This window comes from Winogradskyella rapida (assembly GCF_042675845.1).
Lineage (GTDB): Bacteria > Bacteroidota > Bacteroidia > Flavobacteriales > Flavobacteriaceae > Winogradskyella > Winogradskyella rapida.
The window spans coordinates 1,777,819-1,803,496 of the sequence record NZ_JBHTKM010000063.1; the positions used below are offsets into that span (position 1 = coordinate 1,777,819).

A 25,678-nucleotide genomic window follows, 5' to 3' on the forward strand; every position below is an offset into this window, starting at 1 on the left:
GTAAATAGAAATAGAGAGAACACATGAAACATGTATTGACCATTATATTTTTTTTAGTCGGATTTCAGGCTTCTAATGCCGAAAAACCTTCGGCGTTTCAAGATGGCGAGTGGTTTAAGTTTGAAATGAATTACAGTGGGTTTTTAAAAGCCGGAAACGCAACCTTATCGGTTAAAGAAACCAGTTTAAGAGGGAAGCCTGTGTACCACGTTGTGGGTAAAGGATGGACTACCGGAGCTATCAAGTGGTTTTTTAAAGTAAAAGACCGCTACGAAACCTATTTTGATAAAGTAACCGGAGCGCCTTATAAATTTATTCGGAAAATAGACGAAGGTGGGCATACTAAAGACATAGAGATTAACTTTGATCACGAGTCTAAAAAAGCACAAGTAAAAAACCATAAGAGAAACGAGATTATTACCATTACTACGGAAGAGAATGTTCAGGATATGGTTTCTATGTACTATTACCTGAGGAATAAAATTGATATTTCCGCTTTAAAAGAAGGCGATGAAATAAAAACTAATATGTTTTTTGATGAAGAAAACTATGGATTTAAATTAAAATATTTAGGAAGAGAAATTATTAAGACCGAATTTGGTAAGGTGAAAACCATAAAATTTAGGCCTTATGTTATGGCAGGACGTGTGTTTAAAGAAGAAGAGAGTTTAACCTTGTGGGTGAGTGCCGATAAAAATAAAATTCCATTAAAAATAAAAGCCGATTTAGCCGTCGGTTCATTACGAGCAGATCTTATAGGATTTAAAGGATTAAAATATCCGTTTGAAATCATTTACAAAGAATAATTAATATATGTCAAAGCAAAACAACTACGATGCTATCGTAAAGGCGCTTGAAGATAAGTACGAAAAAATAGACCAAGATACAGACGACCATTTATATGGTCTTCTTTATAGTAAACCCATTACGTATTGGGATTATATCCAAACCGATGCCTTGTTAAATCTGCAAATACAGCGCACAACACTTCCCGATGAGATGGTGTTTATTTCCTACCATCAAATTAACGAGTTACTTTTTAAAATGATCTTGTGGGAAATTGCTCAGGTGGCAGAAAAGGAAGATTTAGATGTCACGTTTTTTGAGTCTAAACTGATGCGTGTAAGCCGCTATTTCGATATGCTTTCCACCTCCTTCAATATTATGAGAGAAGGTATGGATGTAGAGCAGTATATGAAATTTAGGTATACACTGACGCCAGCTAGTGGATTTCAAAGTGCGCAATATAGACTTATAGAGTTTGCCTCTACAGAGTTAATTAATCTTATTGATTATAGATTTAGAAAAGATATTGACAGGGAAACCCCTTTTACTCACGCTTTTGAGCATTTATATTGGCAGGCCGCAGGAAAAGACCATAAAACAGGGAAAAAATCCACACTTTTGGTTAATTTTGAAAAACGTTATAAAGATGAGTTTTTAAGGTTTATGGAAACCTATAACACTAAGAATCTTTGGACACGTTTTAAAGAGCTGCCAGAAAAGGATCAGAAAAATGAAGAGCTTATAAAAGCGATGCGTCATTATGATTATACGGTGAATATCTCTTGGGTTATGGCACACTACAACGCCGCTAAACATTATATAGATAGTGGTATTGGAGATGGTGAAGCTACAGGAGGAAGTGATTGGAAAAAATACATGCATCCAAAATATCAGAAGCGTATTTTCTTTCCGGAATTATGGAGTGAAGAAGAAGTAGAAAATTGGGGAAATAATTTATAATTAGTTAATGCATTTAAGAAGTAGTCTAGCAATAGTTCTCATAGCACTAAGTTTATGGTCGTGTAAAGAAGACGATAAGTCTGCAGAACTAGCATACGAGAAAGAACAAGCAAAACAGGTTGAAGAGGAAAAAATTTTAGAATTTGGTTTCGATCTTAATAATTACGTCGTTAAACGAGATACCATAAAATCTGGTGATAGTTTTGGTGAAATTTTACAACGTCATAATATTGGGTATCCTGCTATTTTTGAAATTGCTGAAGCCACTAAAGATACCTTCGATATTAGAAAACTACACCCGGGTAGACCCTATACTTTTCTTTATACTAAAGAATCTCAGAAGGACAGTCTTCCAAGTCCAGAGACTTTCGTGTATCAAAACACACAAGAAGAATATGTGGTTATCGGATTAAAAGATTCTATTCATGCCTATACCGATAGAAAACCCATTACTTACGTAGAAAAAACAGCAACAGGCGTTATAGAAAGTAGTATTTCTAATACGCTTGAAGAAAAAGGACTTAGCCAACGTCTCGCTCATAAAATGGCCGATGATATTTATGCTTGGACCATAGATTTTAGACGTTTACAAAAAGGCGATCGTTTTAAAGTGATCTATACCGATAAGTATATTGATGATACAATTTATGCCGGAATTAAAGATGTAAAAGCCGCTTACTTTGAGCATAATGGCGATTCCCTTTATGCGTTTCAGTTTGAAAGTGATTCTATAAAAGGGATTGTAGATTATTTTAATGAAGATGCTAAAAATCTACGTCGTGCTTTCTTAAAAGCTCCTGTACAGTTTAGTAGAATATCGTCGCGCTACAACCTAAAGCGTCGTATTGCGGTGTATGGTTATAAAGTGCGTCCTCATAAAGGGACTGATTTTGCTGCACCTATAGGAACACCAATTATGGCTACGGCTAACGGAACCGTTATAGAGTCTACAAGACGTGGTGGGAATGGTAAATTTGTAAAAATAAGGCATAATGCCACTTACAGTACCCAGTACTTACACATGAAAGCCCAAAATGTAAAAAAAGGCGAATTTGTAAAACAAGGCGATATAATAGGATGGGTAGGAATGACAGGAAACACTGGAGGACCACACGTCTGTTATCGTTTTTGGAAAAACGGCAAACAGGTAGATCCGTTTAAAGAAAAATTACCCGAAGCAGAACCTATTTCTGATAGTTTAAAGGTGAAATATCTAGAGTATATTAAACCTATTAAACAACAACTTGATAATATCCATTTCTTAGAGGCAACGCCTAAAGAAACACAAACCACTATAACTGAAGATCCAATTTTATAATTAAAATTATGGCATTAAAAGCAAGCAACCCGACAACAACTAAAGCTTGGGAGAAATTACAAGCACACTTTGAAACGATAAAATCTACACATTTAAAAGATTTATTTAGTGCAGATGCTAAAAGGGCTGATGATCTTACAGTAAAGTGGGAGGATTTTTATGCTGACTTTTCAAAAAATAGAATCACTACAGAAACAGTAGACCTTTTAGTAGAATTAGCAAATGAGCTCGATTTAAAAGATGCGATTTCTAAATATTTTGAAGGCGATATTATTAACGCTACAGAAGGGAGAGCTGTATTGCATACCGCATTAAGAGCTCCTGAAGATGCAGAAGTTTTTGTAGATGGTGAAAATGTAATACCGGGAATTCACGAGGTAAAACGTAAAATAGAAACCTTTACAAATGCTGTGGTTAATGGCGATCATAAAGGACATACCGGTAAAGCAATAACCGATGTGGTTAATATCGGTATTGGAGGTTCAGATTTAGGACCGGCCATGGTTGTAGATTCTTTACAATACTATAAAAATCAATTAGAAACACATTTTGTAAGTAATGTAGATGGTGATCACTACCAAGAGGTCATTAAAAATCTAAATCCGGAAACGACCCTTTTTGTAATTGTATCTAAGACATTTACAACGCAAGAAACCTTGTCTAATGCGAATTCTATTAGAGCTTGGTTCTTAAAGTCTTTACCACAAGAGGCTGTAGCAAAACATTTTGTTGCGGTATCTACAAATATAGAAAGTGTAAAAGGCTTTGGTATTGCTGAAGAAAATATCTTCCCAATGAAGGATTGGGTTGGTGGACGTTTTTCACTTTGGAGTGCTGTGGGCTTATCAATTAGTTTAGCTTTAGGCTACAAGCATTTTGAAAGTCTATTAGACGGGGCGCATAAAATGGATACCCATTTTAAAACGGCCGATTTTAATGAGAACATTCCAGTAATTGCGGCTTTATTAACCGTGTGGTACAATAATTTCTTTCAAGCAGAAAGTGAGGCTATTATCCCTTACACACAATATTTAAACCAGTTTGCAACCTATTTGCAACAAGGTATCATGGAGAGTAATGGTAAAAGTGTAGATAGAGACGGCCAGAAGGTTAACTACCAAACGGGAACTCTAATTTGGGGTGAGCCAGGAACCAATTCGCAACACGCCTTTTTTCAATTGATACACCAAGGAACCAAACTTATTCCTACAGATTTTATTGGTTACGTAGAATCCTTATACGGTAATAAAGACCATCATAATAAATTGATGTCAAATTATTTTGCACAAACAGAAGCCTTAATGAATGGTAAAACAGAAGCTGAAGTTTTAGCCGAGTTTGAAGGCAGTACTTTGTCTGAAGAGGCTATTAAAACCTTAGCGCCATTTAAAATATTTGATGGGAATAAACCGACAACTTCGTTACTAATTCAAAAATTAACACCAGAGAGTTTAGGAAAATTAATAGCCATGTATGAGCATAAAATTTTCGTACAAGGTATCCTTTGGAATGTATACAGTTACGATCAATTTGGCGTTGAATTAGGAAAACAATTGGCAAAATCGATACTAAAAGAGCTTGAAGAAGATGATATTAAGGCTAATCATGATGCGTCAACAGAAAGTTTAGTGGCCTTTTTTAAGAAGAACTGTTAAAAATTGTTAAAAAGTTTTTAAAATTTTAGCTATGCGTGCATAAAAGTTAGGAATTCAATATTTATCTTCGCAGCACTTAATTGTTAACATTAACTTAATGTTTTAGCTATTGTATTGCGTAATTTTGCGCTGAAAAAAAACCAATTAACTTAAATTTTATGAAAAAATTTAATCAAATTTTATGTGTTGCTGTTCTGACATTATTTAGTACGGTGATGTATGCTCAAACCACTATCAAAGGTAAAGTGCTTGATAGTGAAATGAATTCTCCTTTACCAGGAGCTAATGTTTTAGTTAAAGGAACTTCTACAGGTGTAACAACTGATTTTGAAGGAACTTTTTCTATCACAACCGATGCTAACTCCGGAGAAATTGTAATTTCTTACGTAGGTTTCAATTCTGTAACAATTCCATTTAGCGGAAATACAGATGTAGGTAACATCACTTTATCGCCAGATAATAGTTTAGATGAGGTTGTTGTTATTGGAGGTGGTCTTATTGATTTAGCTTCTGATAGAGAAACTCCTGTTGCTGTATCTACGATTAAAGCTTCAGAGATTCAACAAAAAATTGGAGCTGGTGACGTGACTACAACTTTAGTAAACACGCCTTCAGTTTATGTTTCAGGTCAAGAAAGTGGTTTTGGTGATTCTAACATTCGTGTTCGTGGATTTGATCAAGATAACACGGCTTTCTTATTAAATGGACAACCAATTAATGGTATGGAAGATGGTAAGATGTACTGGTCTAACTGGTCTGGTGTTTCTGATATTGCAAACGCAGTTCAAATTCAAAGAGGTTTAGGTTCTTCTAAATTAGCAATTTCTTCTGTAGGTGGTACCGTTAACTTTGTAACAAAGTCAACAGATAAAAGAGAAGGTGGTTTTGCTGCTGTAACTACAGGTTACAACAACTATTTAAAAACAGCTGCTGGTTATAGTACTGGTTTAAACGAAAAAGGTTTTGGTGCTACAGTAATGTTATCTCACTGGCAAGGTGATGGATACAATTTAGGTACTAAAGGTGAAGGACAAACTTATTTTCTTTCTTTTGGTCAAAAAATTAACGATTCTCATTTCTTAAACTTCTTAATTACAGGTGCGCCACAATCGCACGATCAAAACTATAGAAAGTCTATTTCTGATTATTTAGAGTATGGAAAGAAATACAACTATAACTACGGTTACCGTAATGGGGAATACCTTAGTTTAAGAACAAACTTTTACCACAAGCCAGTTGCTAACTTAAACTGGGACTGGACAATTAGCGATAAATCTAGCTTATCTACTGTAGTTTACGCATCATGGGGCCGCGGTGGTGGTACCGGTAGTTATGGTAATGGTAATACTTATATTGATGGTGGTGTTACTGAGAATGGTCTTATAAACTGGGATGCTGTAGTTGATTACAATAATAGTGTTGAAGGTGGAATAGGTAATGGTAATACTTATACAGGTTCTGCAATTAGAGCTTCTATGAATAACCACGCTTGGTACGGTTTAGTAACTAACTACGAAACTGAATTAACAGATAACCTTACTTTAAATGTAGGTGGTGATTTACGTACTTATAAAGGAACTCACTTTAGACAATTAGTAGATTTATTAGGCTTAAATGGATTTGATGAAGGGCAAACTAGCGCTCAGTATCCTGATGGTTATATTGTTTCTAATACTTATAGTATTAATCCTTGGTCTACAGTATTTAACTTTGCTGATGAAGATGATAGAATTGATTACGATTACGATGAGCGTATCAACTATGGTGGTATCTTCGGTCAGTTAGAATATGCTTCAGAAAAAGTTTCTGCATTCTTCCAAGGAGCAGTTTCTAACCAAAGTCACGTAAGATGGGATAGATTTAACTATGATGAAGCTAACGAAGAATCTGAAACGATAAACAATACAGGTTACAACGTTAAAGCTGGTGGTAGTTATGCCGTTACTGAAAACAGTAAATTTTATGTAAATGCTGGGTACTATTCACGTCAGCCTTACCATGATAATATTTACTTAAACTACACAAACGAAGTTAACCCGTTAACTGAAAACGAGAAAATACTTGGTTTAGAAGCAGGATATACTATTAGTACTTCTAACTTCTCAGCTTCTTTAGATTTATACAGAACATCTTGGAAAGATCGTGTAGAATCTTCTTCATTTACTGATTCTGATACTAACGAATTATTTTATAGAACAAACGAAGGTGTAGAGCAATTACACTCAGGTGCTGAACTTACTTTAGCATACAGACCTTTCGATGCGCTTAGAATTAACGGTTTTGCTTCTGTTGGTAACTGGAAATATAAAGGAGATGCACAAACTACAATTAGAAACGAAGCTCTTGAAACACTTTCTGTAGAAACAGAAGATGTTGATGGTGGTGAAGTAGGTGGTGCTGCACAAACAACAATTGGTTTAGGAGTAAACTATGAAATTGTTGAGCGTTTTTCTATCGATGCAGATTACAGATATAACGATAACTTATATGCAGATGTAGGAGCTGTGAAAGAGAACTTAGAATTACCTAGCTTTGGTGTTATGGATTTAGGTTTATCTTACAAAATGTTAGTAGGTCAAGATAAAATGAACTCTATTAGCTTCAGATTTAATGTAAACAACTTATTAAACGAAGAGTACATTTCTCAGTCTAGTACTGCTTACCAAGCAGAAGCGGGAGATGCAACATACATGGGTCTTAACCAAGACAACCAAGTGTATTTTGGAAACTTAAGAACTTGGAACTTCGGTATCCGTTACAAGTTTTAATTCTTCAAAGTTTGAATAGAAAAAGGCAGCTCTTAGAGCTGCCTTTTTTATTATATCCTGTTTTTATTTTTGCCTTTATTATTCCTTCCAACGCACGGTTTCCATAATGCGCTTTATATCCTTTTTTAAATATTCTGCAGCCGGATAAATAGAGTCGTAGTTGGGTTTAGCATAGAAGTATAAAGACCCACTTAAAAAGTGTGTTGTACTGTCTGTAACGTAAAACTGGGATTGAGATGCGGCATCCCCTCCAATTTCATATAACATACCATAGGCCCTGTTTTCAGCATTTATAAATTCCCCTTGGCTTATCTCATCAGCCTTTATTGTGTGCTTTTGCGTTAGGTTTTGGGCATCGCGCAATAAACTATCTAAATTGTTATGAACCTCTTTATAGGTCAGATATATTGTAGCATTTAAGGACGGATATTTTACATCTATGCCGTGTGTTGTTGCTGTTGACTTTACGGTTTTTATAGGTTCTGATAGTTTATTTTTTTCAAAAGAAAACGGTAAGGGAATCACAGCCTTTTTGTAGACGGCCTTAGGGTATTCCAGTCTTAAATAGCCTTTAGGTTTAGGTAAAGGATCATTACCGCAACCTAATAACAATAAACTTAATATGGGTAGGGCTATGCGTTTCATGCTTGTCTGTCTAATAAGGTGAGTTTAATTTGTTTAATACGTTTGCGTTCTAAAGCTTCAATAGTAAACACATAATTTTTGAAATTTATTTTACTTCCTACTCTCGGAAATCCTCCGGAAATTTCTAAAACAAAGCCCGCAAGGGTTTCTGCCTCGCCTTTCTGAGCTTCAAAAAGTTCGGCATCAGCTTCAATGCCTACAATTTTGTATACATCTTTTAAAGGCGTTTTGCCTTCAAAACTATAATTGTTATTGTTCAGTTTGGTGTAAATAAGATCGTCATCGTCATATTCATCGCTAATATCACCAACAATTTCTTCAATAATATCTTCTAAAGATACCAAGCCAGAAGTACCACCATACTCATCGACTACAACGGCAAGGTGGACTTTTTTAGTCTGAAATTCCACCATTAAATCATCCAATTTCTTGTTTTCTGGGACAAAGAAAGGGGCTCTTAAAATGGTAGTCCAATCAAAGGTCTTTTTATTTAAATGTGGTAGTAAATCTTTAACGTATAAAACGCCAATAATAGTGTCAATACTTTCTTCGTACACCGGAATTCTAGAATAGCCATTCGCTATAATTTCAGCAATAATGGTTTCATAAGGTGTATCTATTCTCAAGGCAAACAAATCCATCCTAGGACGCATAACTTGCTTGGTATCGGTATTTCCAAAAGAGACAATACCCTGAAGTAGTTTTTGTTCTTCTTGTGTGGTGTCTTGACTATTGGTGAGCTCTAAGGCCTGAGATAATTGGTCTACACTTAGATTAGAGCGTTGCTTTCCAAATTTATTATGAATTTGAAGCGTTACAAAACGCATGGGTAAACTTATAGGCGAAAATATAACGTCTAGGACGCTTAAGGGGCGTGCCATAAATGAGGAGAACTTTACGCGGTTTCTGTTGGCGTAAATTTTAGGAATAATTTCTCCAAATAATAAGATTAAAAACGTGGCCGTTACCACCTCTAATAAAAACCTTGCAAGTGGGTTTGTAATGTCATGAAAAATGGTTTCTCCAATATAAGAGAACAATAATACCACAGCGATGTTTATAAAATTATTAGCCACTAAAATGGTTGCCAATAACTTTTTTGGACGCTCTAAGAGCGCGGCAATAATTTGCATGGCTGGCGATTTATTTTCTAAGCCTTCATCTAAATTAGATTTGGTTAGAGAAAATAAAGCCACTTCTGCTCCAGAGATTAAAGCCGAGCAGGTTAGTAATATAATAAGGATAATGATACTTGTTATAAAGGAGGTATCGGTATAAGATAAAGTTGAAATTAAAACCGTGGGTTCTGGGTCCAAGATAATAGGATATTTAAAGATTAAAATGGCAAATCATCATTGTCGGATTCTACAGGTGGTGTCGTAGAACTTTGAGGCTGAGATGATGCTGGTTTTTGAGACGCGGCGTTTGGCGATTGCTCACTCTTGGGGGTTAAAAACGTAAAGTCGTCGCATTGTATTTCTGTAGAATAACGCTCCATACCTTTATCGTCCGTCCACTTTCTCGTTTTAATACGACCTTCAATATATATTTTGTCGCCTTTAGAAAGGTATTTTTCACAAATTTCAGCAGCCTTATTTCTAACCACTATATTATGCCACTCCGTATTAGTAATACGTTCATTGGTTTGTTTGCTCGTATAGCTTTCGCTTGTAGCAATAGGAAAACGGCCTACACAATTTTTATCATCAAAATAGTGCATTTTTACTTCGTCTCCTAAGTTTCCAATCAGCATTACTTTATTTAAGGTTCCAGACATAATAATTCATTTTTAATAGGTTGCAAAGTTACTCAATTGCATAACTAGGAGATTAAAAGTAATAAAAAAATGTGATTTCTTTAAGGTTCTAAAACCCGAATTGGGTTATAAAGTCGTTTATAAGCGCCGGAACGGGGTATTTTTTTAGAGATTTTATAGGGATGGCCCCTTCAGGAAGGGTTTGTGTTTCAATAATCCAGAATTTGGTATGCAGGTGTTGGTGCGATAATTTATGGATCACATCAACCTCATTATATAAGGCGTAATCAAAAGTAATGTTCTCCAAGATGCTATTTTCAAGCTTTAGTTTATGAAACTCTTCTGAACTTAAACTTTTATCAGATTCAATTAACGGGAATTGATAGAGGTTTTGCCAAATGCCTTTATGGGTCCGTTGTTCAATAAAAGTTTGTTGTTGCTGATCAATCCCTACTATAAAGTTGAAATATTTGGTGGAGATTTTGGTCTTTTTCAATTTCACGGGCAATTCTCCAACACGTTGGTGTTGTAATGCGGCACAATTTGCATTTAAGGGGCAAGCTTCACAGTTGGGGTTTTTAGGTTTACATTGCAACGCTCCAAACTCCATTAAGGCTTGGTTATAAGTAGCCGGCTGGTCTTTTAAAATCAATGAACTGGCTAAGGTTTTAAATTCTTTGATACCTGCGGAAGTATTAATGGGCGTATCAATACCAAAATAGCGCGATAATACACGGTATACATTACCATCTACCACGGCAGCCGGTTCATTAAAGGCAATTGAAGCAATGGCACTGGCTGTATAATCTCCAACACCTTTCAATTTTAATAAGTCCTTATAATTATCAGGAAATTTTCCGTTAAGCTCATAGGCAATATGTTTGGCTGTGGTGTGTAAATTTCGGGCTCTAGAATAATAGCCTAAACCTTGCCATAATTTTAAAACTGAAGTTTCTGAGGCTTCCGCCAGATCAAAAACAGTAGGGTAATTTGCAACAAATTCTTCATAATAGGGTAACCCTTGTTTAATTTGGGTCTGCTGTAAAATGATTTCTGATAGCCAAATGGTATAGGGATTATTAGTGGCTCTCCAAGGGAGATCTCTCTTTTTGTCTGAATACCAGAGGATTAATTTTGATTGAAAACTCATTATGCTATTTTAATAAAAAACAAAGCTAAATGTTTATTGTGTTAAATTTTAATTAATTACGCTTGATGAATTGAAATTAAATTACTTATATTTGCATCCCTTAGAATTTATAGTAACCCTAAAACTAGTAACAAAAATGACAAAAGCTGATTTGGTAGCGAAAATATCTGATAAATTAGGTATTGAGAAAGGTGACGTTCAAGCCACTGTTGAAACATTTATGGAAGAAGTAAAGACATCTTTAGAAAGTGGAGATAACGTTTACTTAAGAGGTTTCGGAAGTTTCATTATTAAGACAAGAGCTGAAAAAACAGGTCGTAATATTTCAAAGAATACTACAATAAAAATTCCTGCACACAACATTCCTGCATTTAAGCCAGCTAAAGTATTTTTAGAGGGTGTTAAATCTAATGTTGAGGTTAACTAAGAAAGCATTAAAACAAAATATTAATTTAAAAAGCATTATTTATTATGCCAAGTGGTAAAAAAAGAAAAAGACACAAGGTAGCGACGCATAAGCGTAAGAAACGTAGACGCGCTAATCGTCATAAAAAGAAATAAATTGTTAAAAGTAGTTTTATAACTACTTTTTTCAGTTTTAAAGGAACGTTCTTTGATATAGAATTTAGAAGGTATTTAATAGAGTCCTTCTAGGTTTGTTGGATTTTACATCCTGTGTCAAATAATTTAGTAACATCCATCTATCTCAATGAAGAGTTAGATTTAAATTGACATTATGAACAATGAATTAATCGTAAGATCGAGTTCAGATATTGTTGATTTTGCCTTATTAAAAGATGGAAAACTTATTGAATTACACAAAGACGAAGAGGATAACAACTTTGCGGTAGGTGATATTTTTATTGCCAAAATCCGTAAAGTTATTCCTGGTCTAAACGCTGCGTTTGTTAACGTAGGGTATGAGAAAGATGGTTTTTTACACTATCATGATCTAGGACCGCAACTGCCTTCGCTTTTAAAATTCATTAAACGTGTAAGCACAGGGAAATTAAGAGATTATTCTCTTAAAGACTTTCCGATGGAGAAAGATTTAGACAAAAATGGTACCATTGCAAATGCCATAAAGTCTAATCAATCCATTTTAGTACAAGTAGTAAAAGAACCGATCTCTACTAAGGGACCGCGCATTAGTTCAGAATTGTCTATTGCCGGAAGATACATTGTCTTGGTACCTTTTTCTAACCGTATTTCAATTTCACAAAAAATTGATTCGCAAGAAGAAAAAGACCGCCTAAAAAGGCTTGTTAAAAGTATCACACCAAAGGGATTTGGGGTTATTATTCGTACCGTAGCAGAAGGCAAGAAAGTTGCCGAGCTCGATAGTGATTTACAAAATTTGCTGGATCGATGGACAGCAATGTGTAAAAAATTGTACAAAGCACATCACCCAACTAAGGTCTTGGGAGAAATGAACAAAGCATCCTCAATTTTGAGAGATATTTTTAATGATTCTTTCTCTGCTATAGTTGTAGACGATGAAGAAATGTATGTACAAGTAAAAGATTATGTGCAACAAATTGCACCAAACAAAGAATCCATAGTGAAGTACTATAAGAATGGTGTCCCAATCTTTGAAAAATTTGGTATAGAACGCCAAATTAAGACCTCATTCGGTAGAACCGTCTCTATGGCTAAAGGCGCCTATTTAGTTATTGAACACACTGAAGCATTACATGTTGTAGATGTGAACAGTGGTAACCGTTCTAATAAAGAAAAAAACCAAGAAGACACCGCCTTAGAAGTCAACATGATCTCTGCCCAAGAGATTGCCCGACAATTGCGTTTACGTGATATGGGAGGCATTATTGTTATCGATTTTATTGATATGGGTAAAGCAGAGAACAGAAAAAAGCTTTATAATTATCTTAGAGATGAGATGAAAGATGATAAAGCAAAGCATAAAATATTGCCGCCGAGTAAGTTTGGATTAGTGCAAATAACCAGACAGCGTGTTAGGCCAGAACGCAATATTAAAACGAAAGAAGAAAATCCGAACCATATTGGAGGTGATGAAATCGAAGCACCAATTAAAGTGGTGGAACGCATTAATCAAGACCTACAACGTATTTTCAAAAAAAATCATAAAAAGGTGATTCTTAATACACACCCTTTTATAGCAGCCTTTTTAACCCAAGGGTTTCCATCAGTACGTTCAAAGTGGTTTATTGAACACAAAAAGTGGGTAAAAGTTTTACCTAGAGATGCTTACACTTATCTTGAATATCATTTTTATGACAAAGATGGTAACAAAATCAAATAATATCTATTAAAAAAGCCCAACTGAAATTTTCAGTTGGGCTTTTGTGTTTTATAGCATGAGGTCTTAATCTCTAGACATTAAGATGCTTAGTACATACCAAAATAATAACATCAGTGATGCAAACAGCCCTAAAGCGGCAGGGATGTAATCTTCCACACCATATTTCTTTACTAAGTTAGAGGTTTGATATAAAATAGAACCTCCAGCGAGTAAGCACATACCTGCTGAAAACCATAAACCTAGGTTAAATCCAAATATTGTTCCGGCAATGATGATACCTATAGCGATAAAAAAGCCTATCGTTAATCCTGTTTTTAAGAAGGAGAAATCTTTTTTGGTTAATAATACAACAGCAGATAAGCCTGTAAATAACGCTAGAGTAACAATCGCTGCTTGGTTAAGAATTTCTGGTCCAGATTCCATATAGAATGCTGCAATAAAGAGCATAGGAACAAAGATGAGAGCTTCAAAGAATATATAAATACCATAAGCTAAATACTGCTTGCTTTTGTCCGTCGTTTTTAAAGCCATATTCTCGGCGTAATTGGTAGCTAACATAAAGCCGCCTAGCATAATTAACCACTTATAACCTTGGGTCATAGATAGCATAAATTCTACAACGGTTTCACTTTGTAAGAGTAAGTATTCAAAAAGTATAAAAACTAAAACTCCGGCAGCCACATGGGCATAGGTCTTTTTATAAAAGGCCATGCGTTCCACATCTGGGATCTCGCCAATTAATAGTTTTTCTGGGTATTGATTTTCCATATTTCCTTTAGATTTGGTTAGTGCCACTAAAATATGTTATTTCTTAAGGTATTCAAATAAAAAAGAGTTCCAATTACTCAGAACTCTTTTATTTAAAAGCATTTGTATTTTTTAATTTCTACTACCAAACACTTGTAGCCCCCAGTATAATAAAGAAGCTAAAGCACCAATAGCAGCAACTAAATAGGTTCTCGCTGCCCATTTTAAGGCATCTTTAGAACCGCTGTATTCTTCTGGTGTGAGCATGTTTTTAGTTTTTAACCAAGCTAAAGCCCGGTTACTCGCATCGTATTCTACAGGCAAGGTTATAAAACTAAATAAGGTTGCAAAGCCCATAAATATTAAACCAGCAACCGAAATCCAATAGCCTAATCCTATACCTGCACCAGCAGCTAAAACTAAACCTCCAATAACTAACCATTGCGACATCCCAGAGGTCACACTAACTATAGGTACTAAAGCCGATCGCATTCCTAATGCACTATAAGCTTGAGCGTGCTGTACGGCATGTCCGCACTCATGAGCGGCTACAGCGGCAGCGGCGGCATTGCGTTGGTTGTATACGGCTTCACTTAAATTCACAGTTTTATTTTTAGGATTATAATGATCCGTTAATTGTCCGGGTGTAGAAATAACTTCCACATCATAAATACCGTTATCAGCGAGCATTTTTTCTGCAATTTCTCGGCCCGATAAGCCATTGCGCAGCTGCACTTTAGAATATTTAGCGAACTTTTGTTTTAATTGGTTGCTAACAAGCCAACTGACTAAGCCAATAGCACCGATTAATACATAATATCCTAGCATTCCATTCATAATTCAAAAGTTTTAATTCTTATAAATTTACTAAATGAATAGCAAATAATAAGCCAAATTTGAGTTAAGAAATTTTGTCAGTATAGGATGATTTTAAGCTTTACATCGCATCAATAGACCAGTTAAAGGCTTCAGCTATTTCTTCATAGACAATTCTTCCGTTTACAATATTAAGCCCTTTAGCAAGGGTTTTATCGTGTTTACAAGCCTTTTCCCAACCTTCATTGGCCAAACGTAAAACATAAGGGAGTGTTACATTGGTTAAGGCTAATGTAGAGGTGTAAGGAACAGCTCCGGGCATGTTAGCAACACAATAATGCACCACATCATCAATAATAAAGGTCGGATCTTCATGTGTGGTGGGTTTAGAGGTTTCTATACAACCACCTTGGTCTACGGCTACATCCACTAAAACAGTTCCTGGACGCATATCCTTAAGCATATCTCTAGTGATTAATTTTGGTGCAATACCGCCGCGTACTAAGACGCCACCTATAATTAAATCGTGATCTTTAATGCGTTTTCTAATATTGTATTCACTAGAAAATTCGGTAACCACATGGCTAGGCATTACGTCATTAACATAACGGAGTTGCTTCATATTAATATCCATAATTGTAACTTGAGCGCCTAGGCCTGCAGCCATTTTTGCCGCTTGGATACCAACGACTCCTGCTCCTAAGACTAAAACGCGTCCTGGTGGAACTCCGGGAACTCCACCTAAAAGAACACCACGGCCTTTAATGGGTTTTTCTAAATATTTAGCACCTTGCTGTACCGCCATTCTACCTGCAACTTCAGACATCGGAGTTAATAAAGGCAGTGAACCGTCTTTGTCTTCTACAGTTTCATAGGCAATACATACCGCCTGACTGTTAAGCATAGCTCTTGTTAAAGGCTCGCTTGAAGCAAAATGAAAATAAGTAAATACCACATGGTGGGCTTGGATAAGAGGATACTCTTCTTCTATAGGTTCTTTCACCTTTACAATCATATCACTCGAGGAGTAGACATCTACGATGGTGTCTAAAATAATACCACCGGCATTGATATAATCTAGATCTGAGAACCCGCTTCCTAAACCGGCCTCTTTCTGAACATATACCGTATGCTTGTGTTTTGTAAGTTCGAAAACACCTGCGGGGGTCATACCAACGCGGTTTTCGTTATTTTTGATTTCCTTTGGAATGCCAATTTTCATTTGTTTTGCAGCTTTAGAGGTTTGTAAACAGTAAGAAAGTACCGCCAAAAATCTAAGCTATGCAAGGACATAAAGCAGGATAAAATAATTTTTATGATATTGTTATTTTGAAGCTTTTATATTGAAAACTTTTAAAAATAGGTCTTTTTTTTGAAGCGATATGCTATTGCGACTTCTTAAGCCGAAGGTCTAAAATTGAAAAAGGACAAGACTTAAGGTTCTGCACTAGGCAACCTATTTTTTGAAGGTCTATGGTGATCGATTATGCCATGGTTGCAGGTAGATTTTGACCACTTTATCATTTTCAAAAACCAGAACAAGTTCACTTAATTCTTTTGCGGAAAAAGGATCTAGTAAACCAATATAATAATAAAAGGCATCGGGGTTTGCTGTAGTCGCGGCGATAGGTTTTCCTAACTCTTTAATAACATAGGCTTTGCTCTCGCCGATAAAGAGTTCTCTATCCATTAGATCGTCTACCATTTCTGCTCTAGTGTCGTGCTGTGTGCGCCAGCGCTGTGCATCGAAACGCTCGTTAAATTGATAGATTAAAATACGACTGATTACAAAGGCACTAAATAAGATAAGACCAACTTGATTGACTTGGTTATTACGGAAATCAAAATAATCTTTTAAGCTTTTTCGTTTCTTTTGTGGCGCCGATTTTTCTAATGATGGTTTGTTTATAGGCATTAGTTTACACTTTAGAAAGTTCAGCGTAACTTAGAAAATAAGTGTCTTCGCATGGGGTCATGGCATGTGGATAACTAGGAATAAGTAATACGCCTTCCGGTGTTAAACTCCAGGTTTTATACTGCCAATAACTGTCATCAACAAAAGTTTCGCACTCTTCATCTTGTACGTCGTTTTCTGTAGATTGATATTTCTGTTTTAGCGTTTGAAAAAAATCAACATCTGGGTACAAAGTCTCAATGTCTTTAACTTCTTTTAAAGTTTCTAAATTAAAGGTATAAGCAACAGTGCCATGGGAAGGGTGGGCGCCACCACAATAGACACTGTAATATTTTAAATAGCTTATAAAGTTGGTATTGACAAGGTTGATGTTGTATGAAATTTCGAACCAAGAATTACAGTTTAATTTGTCTTTGGCGTCTTCAAGATGTATGGCATCCAAAATAGGATTGAATGTATCGCGCTGTGCTTTGGTAAAACCGTTACCCAATCTAAATAAAGGGAGTTTTGAATAGTTCTCATGAAACCACACCAACTGTTTTCCTTTGTAATTAACAACGCTATCTTTTACAAAGTTGAGTTTAGGGTCTCTAAAATCTTCAAATATATTTTGCTGCGTTTCGGTTAAAACCACCTCAAAACGGTCTTCTTTTAGTTGTAAAGTGCCTATAAGTTGATGGCCTTTTTTTGTGAGTTGAAAGACCTCATCTGCATCTACAACACTTTCAGGATGATAAAAATAACCATCAATTAAAGTGATATTTTCGTTGTTGCGTTTTCCGGAAATAGGAATGCTAATTAACTTAGAATCGTAAAAATAATAACCGTCTATTTCACTAGAAGTGCTATCATTTTCCTGTGGGTAACTGTTAATTTCTAAGTGAATAGGATAGTTAGCAACAGTACCAACATAACTTTGCGACCAAGCTATAAATGGCAACAAAGTTATGATGATATGTTTTAGAAGTTTAGCCAACAATATTTACAATTTTACCTGGCACCACAATCACCTTTTTAGGTGTTCGGCCATCTAATTGTGCTATGGTTTTTTCATGAGCCATAACGGTTTTTTCAATATCGTCCTTGCTCATATCCATTGGTAACTCTAAAGTAAAACGCATTTTACCATTAAAAGAAATTGGATATTTTTTACTGCTTTCTACCAAGTGACTAGCATCAAATTCAGGGAAGGCCGCTGTAGAAATGGATGCGTTATGTCCTAATTGACTCCATAGTTCTTCAGCAATATGTGGCGCATACGGCGAGATTAAAACCAATAAGGGTTCTAAAATGCTTTTACTTGTACATTTCTGAGCACTGAGTTCATTAACCGCGATCATAAAAGTAGATACTGAGGTATTGAAAGAGAAGTTTTCAATATCTTCTTGTACTTTCTTTATAGTTTTATGAAGGGTTTTTAAGTTGTCTTTTGTTGGCTCAGCATCGTTAACCTTTATACCATTGTCATTAACGTATAGTTTCCATAGTTTTTTAAGGAAATTATGCACCCCAGTGATTCCTGCGGTATTCCAAGGCTTGTATTGCTCTAAAGGGCCTAAGAACATTTCGTAAAGTCTTAAGCTGTCCGCACCGTAATCGGCACAAATACTATCAGGATTAACCACGTTGTATTTTGATTTCGACATTTTTTCAACGTCTCTACCAACTTTATAAACACCGTCTTCAAGAATAAATTCGGCATCTTTAAAGTCTTCACCAAATTCACCATCCGTTTTTAAACCTTCAATATCTAATTCGTCAGAAGCATTAACATACTGCACTTTTACGTGAATAGGCAATACGTTTTTATCTTCAATTAATCCCTGTGAATAATACAAGTTAGGGTTGTTCTCGTCTCTATAAACAAAAGCACTAGTTCCCAATATCATTCCTTGGTTAATCAGCTTTTTAAAAGGCTCTTCCACATTAACAAAACCGCGATCTTTTAAAAGTTTTACCCAAAAACGCGAGTAGAGTAGGTGACCTGTAGCATGTTCGCTACCACCAATATATAAATCTACATTTTCCCAATACTTAAGGGCATCTTCACTTGCAAAAACACCATCTCTATTAGCGGCATCTTCCATATAACGGAAGAAATACCAAGAACTACCGGCCCAACCTGGCATGGTATTGAGTTCTAGTGGATGAATAGTGGTGTTATTAATTTTATCATTACTCACCACTGAATTGGTTTCTGTACACCAAGCCCAAACGTCTGCACGTCCTAGAGGCGGTTCACCTTCTTCAGTTGGTAGGTATTTTTCTACTTCTGGTAAAACGATAGGTAAATGGGCCTGATCTATCATTTGTGGCATTCCATTTACGTAGTATACAGGGAAAGGCTCTCCCCAATAACGCTGACGAGAGAATACCGCATCACGTAATCGGTAATTGGTTTTTCCTTCGCCTTGACCTAATTTTTCTAATTCGAAAATAACACGTTTAGAGGCTTTTTTATAGTTCATGCCATCTAAGAAGTCACTATTCGCAATTTTTACATTGTCTTTAGAGGCGTAAGCTTCTTTAGAAATGTCAGCACCTTCAAAGATATTTGGAATGGCAATATCAAAATGCTTTGCAAAATCGTAATCACGTTGATCACCACAAGGCACGGCCATTACTGCTCCTGTTCCGTAGCTTGCTAGTACATAATCGCCAATCCAGATCGGAATTGGTTCTTTAGAAAACGGGTGCTCAGCATAAGCTCCTGTAAACACACCAGAAATGGTTTTTACATCGGCCATACGATCGCGCTCGCTACGTTTTGCTGTTTTTTCTATATAAGCTTCAACGGCTTCTTTTTGTTCTGGTGTAGTAATTTTTGACACCAACTCATGTTCTGGAGCTAAGGTCATAAAAGACACGCCGAAAATAGTATCTGGTCTTGTGGTAAAGACATCGATAAGATCGTTATAGCCATTAACCTTAAAAGTAACACTTGCTCCAACCGATTTTCCAATCCAGTTACGTTGACTTTCTTTTAAAGAATCGGTCCAATCAATAGTCTCTAAACCTTGTAATAAACGTTCGGCATAGGCAGAAATACGCATAGACCATTGCGTCATTTTTTTACGGACTACAGGATGTCCACCACGTTCTGAAACACCATTTACAATTTCGTCATTGGCTAAAACGGTTCCTAAAGCAGGACACCAATTCACTTCGGTTTCGGCTAAATACGTTAAGCGGTATTTTAAAAGAACGTCTTGTTGTTCTTCCGAAGAGAACTTATTCCATTCCGCAGCGGTAAAAGGTGCGATGTCATCATCACAGGCTGCGTTTACATTGGTGTTACCTTCAGTTTCAAATTTTGAAATTAAGGTTTTTATGTCTTCCGCTTTATTTGTATCGTTATTGTACCAAGATTCAAACAACTGAATGAAAATCCATTGGGTCCACTTGTAATATTCCGGATTTGAGGTTCTCACTTCACGACTCCAATCGAAAGAAAATCCAATCTGATCGAGTTGTCTTCTATAAGTGGTAATATTAGTTTCTGTAGTGACTGCCGGATGTTGCCCAGTTTGAATAGCATACTGTTCTGCAGGTAATCCGAATGAATCATAACCTTGAGGGTGCAATACATTAAACCCTTTATGACGTTTGTAACGCGCATAGATATCACTGGCAATATAACCCAACGGGTGCCCAACATGTAAGCCTGCTCCAGAAGGATAAGGGAACATGTCTAAAACATAATATTTAGGTTTATCGCTTTGGTTTGAGGCTTTAAAGGTTTGCTGAGTTGCCCAATAGTTTTGCCACTTTTTCTCTATGTCGTTAAAATTGTATGTCATTGTCTTATTTTCCTTGTAGTAATGGCGCAAATTTAATAATAACCTTCTAAACCGCCTATTTTAAAATGCATAGGAATTATAAATGAAAAAGCACCTCGTAATTAACTAGATGCTTTCTGTAATTGAAGTAGTGAGGGTTTAAAATTTATAACCAAGTGCGACTTGAAAAACACTGTTTTTAATATCTGGGTTTTCGGCTACTGTTGAAATGCCAAAATTATAACGGGCTTGTACAAATAGATGGGTGCCAAAGTTATAGCCTATACCTGCATTAGCACCGATATCGATGTTAGCGGCATTGGTATCTTCGTCTGGTAGATCGCTATTGATATATTCGCCTTTATCATTGACTAAAAACGAAAATTGTGGCCCCACTTCTATGCTAAAACCTTCAACTAAATAGTATTTTAACATCACTGGAATAGCGAGGTAATCTACTTTTATTTTAACGACATCTTGAACTTCTGAGCCTTGAGTAGAATAGAGGAGCTCTGGTTGAAGTGAAAAGGTTTCACTTAAAGGAATTTCAGAAATGACCCCAACATGAAAACCTAAAAGTCGATTTCTATCGGCATCGCCTCCTGTAAAACTAGCGCTATTGAGTCCTGCTTTAGCCCCAAATGTGATATTTTGAGCTTTGATTTGTTGTGTGAATCCTAAAGTGGCAAGAATGGCCAGCATGCATAATTTCTTCATGAGTATTGATTTTTAAGAGGTTATTGATTGTTTGGGATTTTTACAAGAATTATGCCAACGCGAGATGAAAAGCTTCAGAATTAGAGTCTTCAGACGGTAAGGTTATCTGTGAAATGCTAGGCGAGTAGTGCTATTGCTATACTTTGTAAGGGCATTTACAACACGAAGAAAAGATCAGCGTTGTAATAGTAGCATAAGCAAATTCTTTATTATTTTTACCGAACTAATTAGCAGTATGACATGGCATCATCTTTTGACAAATACCAAAAGCGAAAACTTATATCTTCTTACATCTCCGTAGTAATAAGTATTGCATTGGTTTTATTCCTTTTAGGCTGTTTAGGTCTTTTGGTTATCAACTCTAAAAAAGTAGCAGATCACTTTAAAGAACAGGTGGTTATGACCATTTATTTAAATGACACTGCCAAAGATGTGGAGGTGAATCAGCTTAAAAAGAGTTTAGCGATGGCCGACTATACCAAGGATGCTGTTTACGTGTCTAAAGAAGAAGCTGCTGAATTTATGAAGGCAGAAACGGGCGAAGATTTTATGGATTTTGTGGGCTACAATCCGCTTAAGAATTCTATTGATGTGCACTTAAAAGCCGATTTTGTTACCACCGAACAATTAACTGAAATCTCAGAGGGTCTGTCTAACAAAGCTTTTATTGAAGAGATTAGATACGATAATGATTTGGTAGAACTTATGAATGATAATGTAAAGAAAATTACATTTTGGGTTTTAATCATTAGTGCAGTTTTTACTTTAATAGCGGTATTGTTAATTAACAGCTCTATCCGATTGGCGGTATATTCTAAGCGTTTTATTATAAAAACCATGCAAATGGTAGGAGCTACAAAACGTTTTATTAGAAAACCTTTTATTTGGAAAAGTGTTCAACTCGGTATTGTTGGGGCTTTAGTGGCTTTAGGAGGTATGGCTGTGGTTTTGTATTATTTAGATCTTAGTTTCCCGGAATTAGAATTATTGAAAAATACGATGGCTATTGCAGGACTCTTTGCAGGCATTTTCTTATTAGGTATTCTGATAACATGGATAAGTACTTTTATAGCAACACAACGTTTCTTAAATTTAAAAACCGATCAGTTATATTATTAGATGTTAGGAATATATTAATGCTAACGGTTATTTATAAATAAAACTGTTACTTTGTAATATAATTAGTTGAATTGAAAAGATCATGGGAGTAAACAAACATAATGACAATTCTAAATCCGAATTTATTTTCGGTAAGAAAAACTATAAGTTCTTATTTATAGGCTTAGCCTTTATTGTTATTGGTTTTATCTTAATGTCTGGTGGGGGTAGTGATGACCCTAAGGTTTTTAATGAAGCGATCTACAGTTGGAGACGTATACGTTTAGCACCAACCTTAGTCTTAATAGGTTTTGGTATTCAGGTTTACGCCATTCTTTTAAATCCGAATAAAAAATAATTTAAGGCTTTAAATACGCTATAAATTTATTTGTAATTTGCTTTAAATAGTCTTCGGTATGCTCTAAAGCATCTTCAAAATTTTTAGATTTACTGATAATGGAATCGCTATAGGCAATGCCCATGTCATTTAATTCTGAAGCACTTAAATTAATACTTCCGCAAAAGGCTGCCACTTTAATCTGATGCTTTTGTGCTGAGTTTAGCACACCACTTAAGGTTTTACCAGATAGGGTTTGCAGGTCCAATTGCCCTTCCCCTGTAATAATCCAATCGGCTTGTTGAATCTTAGTATCAAAGTCGGCAATCTGTTGTATTAAATCTATACCAGGTAGCAATGTCCCATTAAGAAATGTAACGGTACCAGCCCCCATGCCACCTGCCGCACCAGCGCCTTGTATCTCTTGCGTTGTACAATTAAAATGTTTATCTAAAATTTTAGAGAAGTTCTGTAAGCCTTGATCTAAATATGCGATTTCCGTATCTGATGCGCCTTTTTGTTTGGCATATATATATGCGGCACCTTCAGGACCATAAAGAGGATTGGTGACATCGCAGGCTATTTGAAACTTAACCTGTGCCAGCCTTGGGTCTACAGTTGTAGCATCAATCTTAGTTATTCTTGATAAATTTTTCCCAATAGGTTTAACTTCAGTATTCGTCTCATCTAAAAACCGATACCCTAAAGCGCTTGCCATTCCTATACCACAATCGTTTGTTGCACTGCCTCCAAGTCCTAATATAATGTGCCGAGCGCCTTTATTTATGGCATTTAAAATGAGTTCGCCTGTTCCGTATGTACTGGTGTTCATACAATTTTGTTCTGAAGCCTGTAAGAGTTTCATTCCCGAGGCCTCCGCCATTTCAATAAAAGCCATTTTATTGGGTTCGGAAAAAAGATAGGAGGCTAAGACCGGTTTATAAACGGGGTTATTCACTTCCGTTTTTATCACACTTCCTTTTAGGTAATAATTGATAACATCAATGGTGCCGTCGCCACCATCGGCTAAAGGTAAGATGATGACCTCTGCATTTAAGGTCGATTTTAAAAGCGGGGCTATGATATTACAGAACTCTAATCCGGTGAGTGAGCCTTTATATTTATCGGGTGCTAAAACAATTTTCATAGGGGTTCTTTAACTTAATAATTGAGGTAAAAAGTAACTCGCGGCCAGAATTAATACAAAAAATGACATTAAGATCATACTCTCTTTCTTTAACAGGTCTTTGGTATGAAATGAATAAGATAACTCCATTTGTTTTGCCGGAACGTTTGAGGTTAATTTACTAACAATGATGGCTGTAATAAGCGCAATAACAAAACCAGTGAGGTTGTACCAAATCCAAAATAAATCGAGAACATTAGGATAACCCAAATCAGCCAATGCACTGTGTATCGACGCCGTACCTGAGTAAAAATGCCCTTCGGTAAAGAGGTAAATCAGCTCCGGTAAATATTTAAAAATCAGGTTTACAACAACGGCCGTAATAATGGCGGTATTCATCCCAATATGGTTCACTTTCTTAAAGAAAATAGCAATTATAAAAGCCGCTAAAATAGGCCCGAAAAATAGAGATGAAATGGCATTAATTAATTCAATAACCGTACTCTTACTATTTCCGAAGAGATAGGCGGCCAATATACAGACGACACCCCAAAAAATAACCAAACCTTTAGAGAGCAGCATGTATTTTTTTTCTGAAAGCTTCTCTTCTCTGTTGTTGAAAAAGTCTTCAATAGTGACAGCACTCAACGAGTTTATCGTAGAACTTAATGACGACATGGCTGCCGATAGAATTCCGACCATTAATATCCCAATAAGACCGTTTGGTAAATAATTGATGATAAAAACCGGAATCATTAAATCGGGTTTAATGCCAGAACTCGCATATTCTGCAGGGTAATGTACCCGTGTTGTTTCTCTTATACTTTCATAAAATTCAGGCACGTTAGTAACGAGATAACCAATAATTAATCCCATAATACAATACACTAAAACGACAGGGAAACGCAAGATCCCGTTGGCCATTAATAATTTTCTAATGGTGCCTTCATCTTTTGCCGAAAGCAAACGTTGGGCTTGGGTTTGGTCTGTACCGTAGTAGGATAAGTATAAGAAAAAGCCCCCTAAGAGCATAGGCCAAAATCCGTATTCTTCACCATCAAACAGCCCTAAGTTAGAAAAGTCGATCACCTGAAGTCTTGAAGGGTCAAATCCGGTAAAGGTCCCTGTGTCTTGCATTAAAGAATAGCCAATAATGACACAGATAATGAGTCCGGAAAATAGAATAATCATTTGTATGGCATCTCCCCAAACTACAGCTTTCATACCCCCTTGATAAGAATAAATGAGGGTGACCACACTAATGATAAGGAGGGTCCAGTGAAAACTAATTCCGATAACGGCTTGTATGATTAAAGCCATGGTAAACACCATAACTCCTGTTCCTAAGGCTCTACTGATTTGGAAAACAATACTGATAATTTTTCGTGTAGATTTTGAAAATCGACGTTCTAAGTATTCGTAAATACTAACAATTCCTGATTTGTAGAGCGGTGGAATTATAAAATACATAATCCCAATCATGGCTAAAGGCACTCCAAATTCAAAAGTTAACCATTTCATACCACCATTGGCTTTAAGACCAACAAAGGCAGGGGCAGATATAAAACTTATAGCGGAAAGCTGGGTGGCCATTGTAGACAAACTCAGCGGAAACCAACCCAAACTTTTTCCGCCTAAAAAATAATCTTTAGAATTGTTATTTTCTTTAAAAAAATAACCCATTGCTATAAACCCAAACAGGTAAAAAGCAATAATAGTATAGTCTAACCAATTCATTTAAATTTATGTTTTTATATGCTTTCGGACTGCTAATGCCCGGTCGTAAACACGTGTTAACCTGGCAAAAGAACTTCCGATGTCAGT

The 25,678-nt window shown here is 36.0% G+C and carries 22 protein-coding genes; 9 read left to right on the forward strand and 13 right to left on the reverse strand.

Translation table 11 applies throughout. The features are described from left to right. Positions 1-23: 23 nt before the first annotated feature. The 5 genes from ACFQ13_RS14950 (at position 24) to ACFQ13_RS14970 (ending at position 7,487) form a co-directional block, all read left to right on the forward strand. A complete protein-coding gene (locus tag ACFQ13_RS14950; RefSeq protein ID WP_386118742.1) occupies positions 24-806 on the forward strand; it encodes a DUF3108 domain-containing protein in 783 nt (260 codons plus the stop codon). 7 nt (positions 807-813) lie between these two features. Further along, on the forward strand, positions 814-1,746 hold the full coding sequence (locus ACFQ13_RS14955; protein ID WP_114308308.1) for a tryptophan 2,3-dioxygenase family protein: 933 nt from the start codon (positions 814-816) through the stop codon (positions 1,744-1,746). A gap of 7 nt (positions 1,747-1,753) precedes the next feature. Continuing rightward, a complete protein-coding gene (locus ACFQ13_RS14960) occupies positions 1,754-3,064 on the forward strand; it encodes a peptidoglycan DD-metalloendopeptidase family protein (RefSeq protein ID WP_386118745.1) in 1,311 nt (436 codons plus the stop codon). 8 nt (positions 3,065-3,072) lie between these two features. After that, positions 3,073-4,719: a glucose-6-phosphate isomerase gene (gene pgi / locus ACFQ13_RS14965; RefSeq protein WP_386118748.1), complete on the forward strand. Its 1,647-nt coding sequence runs from the start codon at positions 3,073-3,075 to the stop codon at positions 4,717-4,719. A 158-nt stretch (positions 4,720-4,877) separates the two neighbouring features. After that, positions 4,878-7,487 carry a TonB-dependent receptor gene (locus ACFQ13_RS14970; protein WP_386118750.1) on the forward strand — a complete coding sequence of 870 codons (2,610 nt, stop codon included), beginning with the start codon at positions 4,878-4,880 and terminating at the stop codon, positions 7,485-7,487. Between the two features lie 78 nt (positions 7,488-7,565). Here ACFQ13_RS14970 and gldD read toward each other — a convergent pair whose 3' ends face one another. From gldD to mutY, 4 genes are all read right to left on the reverse strand, one after another. Beyond that, on the reverse strand, positions 7,566-8,132 hold the full coding sequence (gene gldD, locus ACFQ13_RS14975; RefSeq protein WP_386118751.1) for a gliding motility lipoprotein GldD: 567 nt from the start codon (positions 8,130-8,132) through the stop codon (positions 7,566-7,568). Continuing rightward, positions 8,129-9,448: a gliding motility-associated protein GldE gene (locus ACFQ13_RS14980; protein WP_114308313.1), complete on the reverse strand. Its 1,320-nt coding sequence runs from the start codon at positions 9,446-9,448 to the stop codon at positions 8,129-8,131. The genes gldD and ACFQ13_RS14980 overlap by 4 nt, the downstream gene beginning before the upstream one ends. 20 nt (positions 9,449-9,468) lie before the next feature. Beyond that, positions 9,469-9,909, reverse strand: coding sequence for a single-stranded DNA-binding protein (locus tag ACFQ13_RS14985; protein WP_386118753.1), 441 nt, complete (start codon positions 9,907-9,909; stop codon positions 9,469-9,471). 88 nt (positions 9,910-9,997) lie between these two features. Continuing rightward, on the reverse strand, positions 9,998-11,038 hold the full coding sequence (gene mutY / locus ACFQ13_RS14990) for an A/G-specific adenine glycosylase (RefSeq protein ID WP_386118755.1): 1,041 nt from the start codon (positions 11,036-11,038) through the stop codon (positions 9,998-10,000). Positions 11,039-11,147: 109 nt separating this feature from the next. Between mutY and ACFQ13_RS14995 the strand changes: the two genes are divergently transcribed. Continuing rightward, positions 11,148-11,465, forward strand: coding sequence for an HU family DNA-binding protein (locus ACFQ13_RS14995; protein ID WP_256928803.1), 318 nt, complete (start codon positions 11,148-11,150; stop codon positions 11,463-11,465). 309 nt (positions 11,466-11,774) lie between these two features. Beyond that, the gene (locus tag ACFQ13_RS15000) at positions 11,775-13,319 is read left to right on the forward strand and encodes an Rne/Rng family ribonuclease (protein ID WP_114308316.1); all 1,545 of its coding nucleotides are present in this window, start codon (positions 11,775-11,777) and stop codon (positions 13,317-13,319) included. Between the two features lie 63 nt (positions 13,320-13,382). On the opposite strand, the gene ACFQ13_RS15005 is transcribed toward ACFQ13_RS15000, so the two are convergent. The 7 genes from ACFQ13_RS15005 to ACFQ13_RS15035 form a co-directional block, all read right to left on the reverse strand. Then, positions 13,383-14,087, reverse strand: coding sequence for a Bax inhibitor-1/YccA family protein (locus tag ACFQ13_RS15005; RefSeq protein ID WP_386119471.1), 705 nt, complete (start codon positions 14,085-14,087; stop codon positions 13,383-13,385). A gap of 111 nt (positions 14,088-14,198) precedes the next feature. Then, positions 14,199-14,894 carry a zinc metallopeptidase gene (locus tag ACFQ13_RS15010; RefSeq protein ID WP_386119473.1) on the reverse strand — a complete coding sequence of 232 codons (696 nt, stop codon included), beginning with the start codon at positions 14,892-14,894 and terminating at the stop codon, positions 14,199-14,201. Positions 14,895-15,003: 109 nt separating this feature from the next. Then, positions 15,004-16,104, reverse strand: a complete 1,101-nt coding sequence (ald, locus tag ACFQ13_RS15015) for an alanine dehydrogenase (RefSeq protein WP_386118757.1) — start codon at positions 16,102-16,104, stop codon at positions 15,004-15,006. A gap of 249 nt (positions 16,105-16,353) precedes the next feature. After that, a complete protein-coding gene (gene bamE, locus ACFQ13_RS15020) occupies positions 16,354-16,797 on the reverse strand; it encodes an outer membrane protein assembly factor BamE domain-containing protein (protein ID WP_386118759.1) in 444 nt (147 codons plus the stop codon). Positions 16,798-16,801: 4 nt separating this feature from the next. Then, positions 16,802-17,740, reverse strand: a complete 939-nt coding sequence (locus ACFQ13_RS15025) for a hypothetical protein (protein ID WP_386118761.1) — start codon at positions 17,738-17,740, stop codon at positions 16,802-16,804. A 25-nt stretch (positions 17,741-17,765) separates the two neighbouring features. Continuing rightward, on the reverse strand, positions 17,766-20,597 hold the full coding sequence (leuS, locus tag ACFQ13_RS15030; protein WP_386118763.1) for a leucine--tRNA ligase: 2,832 nt from the start codon (positions 20,595-20,597) through the stop codon (positions 17,766-17,768). 138 nt (positions 20,598-20,735) lie between these two features. Then, positions 20,736-21,293, reverse strand: a complete 558-nt coding sequence (locus ACFQ13_RS15035) for a porin family protein (protein WP_386118765.1) — start codon at positions 21,291-21,293, stop codon at positions 20,736-20,738. 240 nt (positions 21,294-21,533) lie between these two features. Here ACFQ13_RS15035 and ACFQ13_RS15040 point away from each other — a divergent pair, with 240 nt between their 5' ends. Continuing rightward, positions 21,534-22,412, forward strand: coding sequence for a cell division protein FtsX (locus tag ACFQ13_RS15040; RefSeq protein ID WP_386118768.1), 879 nt, complete (start codon positions 21,534-21,536; stop codon positions 22,410-22,412). 82 nt (positions 22,413-22,494) lie between these two features. Further along, positions 22,495-22,749 carry a DUF3098 domain-containing protein gene (locus ACFQ13_RS15045; RefSeq protein WP_386118770.1) on the forward strand — a complete coding sequence of 85 codons (255 nt, stop codon included), beginning with the start codon at positions 22,495-22,497 and terminating at the stop codon, positions 22,747-22,749. Position 22,750: 1 nt separating this feature from the next. Here ACFQ13_RS15045 and ACFQ13_RS15050 read toward each other — a convergent pair whose 3' ends face one another. Together ACFQ13_RS15050 and ACFQ13_RS15055 are read right to left on the reverse strand one after the other, a co-directional pair. Continuing rightward, positions 22,751-23,875, reverse strand: coding sequence for a glycerate kinase (locus ACFQ13_RS15050; protein WP_386118773.1), 1,125 nt, complete (start codon positions 23,873-23,875; stop codon positions 22,751-22,753). 9 nt (positions 23,876-23,884) lie between these two features. Beyond that, the gene (locus tag ACFQ13_RS15055) at positions 23,885-25,591 is read right to left on the reverse strand and encodes a sodium:solute symporter family transporter (RefSeq protein WP_386118775.1); all 1,707 of its coding nucleotides are present in this window, start codon (positions 25,589-25,591) and stop codon (positions 23,885-23,887) included. Between the last annotated feature and the right edge of the window lie 87 nt (positions 25,592-25,678).

What these genes read in the sequence shown, in the direction of transcription:
- ACFQ13_RS15005 (WP_386119471.1), bottom strand. Translation starts at nt 14,087, where the DNA reads ATGGAAAATCAATACCCAGAAAAACTATTAATTGGCGAGATCCCAGAT.
- ACFQ13_RS15050 (WP_386118773.1), bottom strand. Translation starts at nt 23,875, where the DNA reads ATGAAAATTGTTTTAGCACCCGATAAATATAAAGGCTCACTCACCGGA.
- ACFQ13_RS15000 (WP_114308316.1), top strand. Translation starts at nt 11,775, where the DNA reads ATGAACAATGAATTAATCGTAAGATCGAGTTCAGATATTGTTGATTTT.
- ACFQ13_RS15035 (WP_386118765.1), bottom strand. Translation starts at nt 21,293, where the DNA reads ATGAAGAAATTATGCATGCTGGCCATTCTTGCCACTTTAGGATTCACA.
- ald (WP_386118757.1), bottom strand. Translation starts at nt 16,104, where the DNA reads ATGAAAATTGGCATTCCAAAGGAAATCAAAAATAACGAAAACCGCGTT.
- ACFQ13_RS14955 (WP_114308308.1), top strand. Translation starts at nt 814, where the DNA reads ATGTCAAAGCAAAACAACTACGATGCTATCGTAAAGGCGCTTGAAGAT.
- ACFQ13_RS15055 (WP_386118775.1), bottom strand. Translation starts at nt 25,591, where the DNA reads ATGAATTGGTTAGACTATACTATTATTGCTTTTTACCTGTTTGGGTTT.
- leuS (WP_386118763.1), bottom strand. Translation starts at nt 20,597, where the DNA reads ATGACATACAATTTTAACGACATAGAGAAAAAGTGGCAAAACTATTGG.
- ACFQ13_RS14985 (WP_386118753.1), bottom strand. Translation starts at nt 9,909, where the DNA reads ATGTCTGGAACCTTAAATAAAGTAATGCTGATTGGAAACTTAGGAGAC.
- bamE (WP_386118759.1), bottom strand. Translation starts at nt 16,797, where the DNA reads ATGCCTATAAACAAACCATCATTAGAAAAATCGGCGCCACAAAAGAAA.
- ACFQ13_RS15040 (WP_386118768.1), top strand. Translation starts at nt 21,534, where the DNA reads ATGGCATCATCTTTTGACAAATACCAAAAGCGAAAACTTATATCTTCT.
- ACFQ13_RS15010 (WP_386119473.1), bottom strand. Translation starts at nt 14,894, where the DNA reads ATGCTAGGATATTATGTATTAATCGGTGCTATTGGCTTAGTCAGTTGG.
- ACFQ13_RS15045 (WP_386118770.1), top strand. Translation starts at nt 22,495, where the DNA reads ATGGGAGTAAACAAACATAATGACAATTCTAAATCCGAATTTATTTTC.
- ACFQ13_RS14960 (WP_386118745.1), top strand. Translation starts at nt 1,754, where the DNA reads ATGCATTTAAGAAGTAGTCTAGCAATAGTTCTCATAGCACTAAGTTTA.
- pgi (WP_386118748.1), top strand. Translation starts at nt 3,073, where the DNA reads ATGGCATTAAAAGCAAGCAACCCGACAACAACTAAAGCTTGGGAGAAA.
- mutY (WP_386118755.1), bottom strand. Translation starts at nt 11,038, where the DNA reads ATGAGTTTTCAATCAAAATTAATCCTCTGGTATTCAGACAAAAAGAGA.
- gldD (WP_386118751.1), bottom strand. Translation starts at nt 8,132, where the DNA reads ATGAAACGCATAGCCCTACCCATATTAAGTTTATTGTTATTAGGTTGC.
- ACFQ13_RS14950 (WP_386118742.1), top strand. Translation starts at nt 24, where the DNA reads ATGAAACATGTATTGACCATTATATTTTTTTTAGTCGGATTTCAGGCT.
- ACFQ13_RS14970 (WP_386118750.1), top strand. Translation starts at nt 4,878, where the DNA reads ATGAAAAAATTTAATCAAATTTTATGTGTTGCTGTTCTGACATTATTT.